This window comes from Pseudomonas sp. HMWF006, from assembly GCF_003061205.1.
GTDB lineage: Bacteria > Pseudomonadota > Gammaproteobacteria > Pseudomonadales > Pseudomonadaceae > Aquipseudomonas > Aquipseudomonas monsensis.
This window is the reverse complement of record NZ_QAIU01000550.1, coordinates 7,004-9,939: the sequence shown is the minus strand read 5'-3', so window position 1 is coordinate 9,939 and position 2,936 is coordinate 7,004. Positions and strand designations below refer to the sequence as shown.

3 protein-coding genes are annotated in these 2,936 nt (G+C 57.4%); 2 read left to right on the top strand and 1 reads right to left on the bottom strand.

All coding sequences use genetic code 11. The features are described 5' to 3' along the window. Positions 1–425: 425 nt before the first annotated feature. Together DBR24_RS24760 and DBR24_RS24755 are read left to right on the top strand one after the other, a co-directional pair. Positions 426–1,184: a hypothetical protein gene (locus DBR24_RS24760; RefSeq protein WP_177490681.1), complete on the top strand. Its 759-nt coding sequence runs from the start codon at positions 426–428 to the stop codon at positions 1,182–1,184. 451 nt (positions 1,185–1,635) lie between these two features. Next, entirely contained in the window at positions 1,636–1,899 is a 264-nt protein-coding gene (locus DBR24_RS24755; protein ID WP_128616050.1) for a hypothetical protein, read from the top strand. Between the two features lie 309 nt (positions 1,900–2,208). Here the strand turns inward: DBR24_RS24755 and DBR24_RS33630 are convergent. After that, positions 2,209–2,936: methyl-accepting chemotaxis protein (locus DBR24_RS33630; protein ID WP_256591808.1), on the bottom strand; the 728-nt coding region annotated here is incomplete at its 5' end.

The window sequence follows — 2,936 nt, the reverse complement described above, 5'->3', positions numbered from 1 at the left end:
CGCCGTGAAAGGGCGGTGTCCTAGGCCACTAGACGAAGGGGACACGCTACAACATTCACTCCCTGCCGCGTTTCGCTGTGTGCTTTACGCTGCAAGTGGCGCGCATTCTATGGATGGATTGGAAGGTCGTCAACCCCCAGATATAAATTTATTTAAATCAATGACTTCGACGTCGTTTACGGGAGCAATCGGGGTTTTGCGTCGCCCGACGATTGACGCCTATATTCCGCCACTCGCCAAGGCGTTATAGTCCACCCCAGTGATGGCAATCTGCACATCAAGCGCCAGCATTCATATAAGCCATGCGCGGCCGATACAGGTTGAACCTGCCGAATCAACACGTCGAGCGGTGCTAGGCACCTAAAAGGCCAACCACTACACTCGCATGCGAACCCTATAAAGAGGTCTTACCGGTGACACCACTCATGATCACCCTGCTTGTCATAGCCGGGATCGCAATTCTGATCGCCATTGGCTACATGAACCATGTGGTGGAAAACAACAAACTGGAGAAGGCCCGCACCAAAGTCGAACTCAATGACCGCCTGCGCCGCTGTGGCGAATTGACCGAGACCTTCCCCGGCCAATTCATGACCCCGGCACTGAAACTGCTGTTGACCCGCCTGGAACTGAACGTCTGCCAGCGCCTGCTGAACCTGGAAAAAACCAGCGCCACGACCAAGGCCCGCATCACCGAACTGAGCGCGCTGGTGGCCCAGGGCGAATCGATTCCGGTCAACAACCCGCCAGCGCCGATCCTGACCGAAGCCAAGGCCAAGGACGTACGCTTCCTCCTCGAAGCCCTCCACGGCCAGATCACCCGCGCCGCCCACGATGGTTTCCTGCCGCCGAACGAAGCCAAACAGTGGGTCCGCGAAGTCCGCCACATCCTGGTACTGCTGCATATCGAGTTCTTCAACAACCTCGGCCAACAGTCCCTGCAACAAAACCAGCCCGGCCAGGCCCGCCTCGCCTTCGAACGCGGTGTGCAATACCTGCGCAAACAGCAGGATCCCCAGATGTACTCCGAACAACTGCAATACCTGGAAAAACTGCTGGCCCGCGCCAACGCCCAGGTCATGGACAAAATCGCCCCGGTTGAAGGCGAAGAAAACCAACTGACCGCCGGCCTCAAAGACGTCGAAGCCGATGCGGACTGGAAGAAGAAAGTGATTTACGACTGATTGCAGATGTTGAAAGAGAAGCCACCGAGAGGTGGCTTTTTTGTGGGCTCGCGGCTGTGAACCCGATAGGGACTGGATGAATGTCGGGGCGCTTTCGCGAGCAGGCTCGCTACCGCAGGGAGACCGGGTGTATCTGGTCGGGCGGGAGGCCAGCATCGCAGGCAAGCCAGCCCACAGGGTTGATCATTCCCACACACAGCAAACTCGGTACACGCGTTAAACATTTCGAAGCTGAAACACACTTCCCTCTGCGCTACTGCTTATTTATCCCCCCGAGAAAACAGAGAAACACCCTACAGATAAAGAGGAGTGGTCTTCTGTTTCCACTCAAATCCGCTGCCCAGAATGGCTGTCGAACAGAACTGCCTGGAAGCCCATTCGATCTTTTCAGTTGAATTCACGAGATCGCATATTTGGCAACCTTCATTCATAACAAAATGGACACGTCACTATGGACAACCTAGCTGCACAGTCGCAACTCACTGCCATCGGTCCGGGCAATAAAGTTTATCTGCAAGGGCATTTTGATTTTCAGAACAGCATCACCAGCCGCTACGCAAAAATCGTCAGCATTGATACCGCCACCGTAATCATCCAAAGCCCGACTCTTCGAGCCAACCAGACAGAAGTCATCCGCCATCAAGCCATCACCCACATCAGCCTTGTCCCCCCGTACAAAACATTCGAAAGCGACACAAGCCCCATTCTCGGATAAACCAAAACCGAAACAGGTAAGCGCAGGCAATGCCAAGTCCACAACCTTTGGCAGCGCCTGCAGAGAATGCCTTCGTCAGGAAAATACCGGGCTGTCAGACGGGCTCGCGCAATGACCGAGCCTGCCACAAGGCCGAGTGTCAGCTCGCCTGCGTTTGACTTTGATCTGCAAGGTCCCAACGACAGGCTGAGTGGTGGAATTCATCCGGGGACGTCTGGCGAAACCAGACACATCGAAGAGGAGGTGCAACGAAGCACACCGGAGGCGATGCCCCCGGTTGAATCCTGCAGCGGCCCAGAGGCCGCCAAGTCAAAGCCGAAAGTGCCCAACCATCCCCTTAAGCTCACTCCCCAACTGAGCCAGCTCAACACTCGAAGCCGCATTCCCCCGCATCGCCAGCGAAGACTGATCCGCACTTGCCCGAATACTCGTGACACTGCGGTTGATCTCTTCAGCCACCGAACTCTGCTCCTCGGCCGCCGCCGCAATCTGCTGATTCATCTGCTGAATCAACGACACTGCCGCCGCAATGCTGCCCAGCGCACTCTCGGTCTGCAGCGCATCGCTGACCGCCAGCTTCACCAGTTCACCGCTGCTCTGAATCTGTTGCACCGAGGAATGCGCCGCCGCACGCAACGCACTGACCAGGCGCTCGATTTCCTCGGTCGATTGCTGCGTACGCCGGGCCAATGCGCGAACCTCATCGGCCACCACTGCAAAGCCCCTGCCCTGCTCCCCGGCCCGGGCCGCCTCAATGGCCGCGTTCAACGCCAGCAGATTGGTCTGCTCGGCGACGCTTTTGATCACCTCGAGCACCGTACCGATGTTCTGGATCTGCGCACTCAGGCTGTCGATGCTGGAACTGGCCGACGTCGCCGAATCCGCCAACTGCTCGATCCGCGCCATGCTCTGGCGCACCACTTGCTGACCGCTCTCAACCTTGTCATCAGCTGTCTGCGCCGCCAACGCCGCTTCTTCGGCATTGCGCGCGACATCATGCACCGTCGCTGTCATCTGGTTCATGGCGGTGGCGACCT

Excerpts from the sequence above, each read along its gene's own strand:
- DBR24_RS24760 (WP_177490681.1), top strand. The coding sequence starts at position 426 with ATGATCACCCTGCTTGTCATAGCCGGGATCGCAATTCTGATCGCCATT.
- DBR24_RS24755 (WP_128616050.1), top strand. The coding sequence starts at position 1,636 with ATGGACAACCTAGCTGCACAGTCGCAACTCACTGCCATCGGTCCGGGC.